This is a genomic window from Ekhidna sp. ABH4_415 (assembly GCF_056161305.1).
Genome location: NZ_JBSWYW010000018.1, coordinates 1 through 821, shown reverse-complemented (window position 1 = coordinate 821; position 821 = coordinate 1). Strand labels below are relative to the sequence as shown.

Here is an 821-nt window from a genome sequence, read left to right as displayed (position 1 = left end):
GCGTTGTGAGCCATACCTCCATGAACTTAAAAACTACCTACAAGGCATTAATCTGGACTGGACTGCTACTTTTTATAGCTGGAACTGTGGGAGACGCAAACGCAATTCCTTATCTCAGACGCGGTGCAACTTTTGGCCCAGTTCTTTTTGCCATTGGAACAGTAATTTGGATTCCTTTAAGAATAAGGAAACCAATCCTTCATCCGTTTAACTCCCACGAATACAAATCAACTTTTGACGCACTGTTTGCCTTCATGTTTAACAACTTCGTATTGGAGTTTTGGGCTTTCTGTTGTGCTTTTGGAATGTTGATTGTGATTGGCGGGGGAACTGCAATGAAGAGTTCTGCTGGATTTAAAGTTGCTGTTGCAAAGATTCAAGAAGATGAACGACTAACGAAGCAAATCGGCGAATTTCGTGGAGCAGGGACTTTGGTAGCAGGTTCAACCAGCTCAACTCAAGCAAACCTCGACTTCAGCGCATACGGAACGAATGGAGGAACTCGGGTGAACATCGAACTAGAGAAAGAGTCTGGAGACTGGAAAGTCAACTCACTGAAATTCAACTAATACAGCTCACAACAAGCGCTAGCGATGCAGATGTCAAACTGCTTCTAGCAAGTATCGCAGGAACTTACCGCTCTCCTTCCCTTCTATTACTTTCAGTGCGTTGAAGAACTGCCTGCAGTTCTGGCGGATATCTGGATTAACGCAGCTTTTTATAGACCGTTTTGTGCGTGTGGTTCAGGTTCGCTAGTTTTATCAGAAATTGCTCAGTTCGGGACATCCGCCCGCTAGCTGAGCGTTATATTCCACTTTCAG

General features: G+C 44.6%; 1 protein-coding gene. It reads left to right on the top strand.

What is annotated here, in order from left to right:
* On the top strand, positions 1 to 569 hold a 569-nt coding region (locus tag ACXAH9_RS17135), incomplete at its 5' end, for a hypothetical protein (RefSeq protein WP_474896075.1).
* Between the last annotated feature and the right edge of the window lie 252 nt (positions 570 to 821).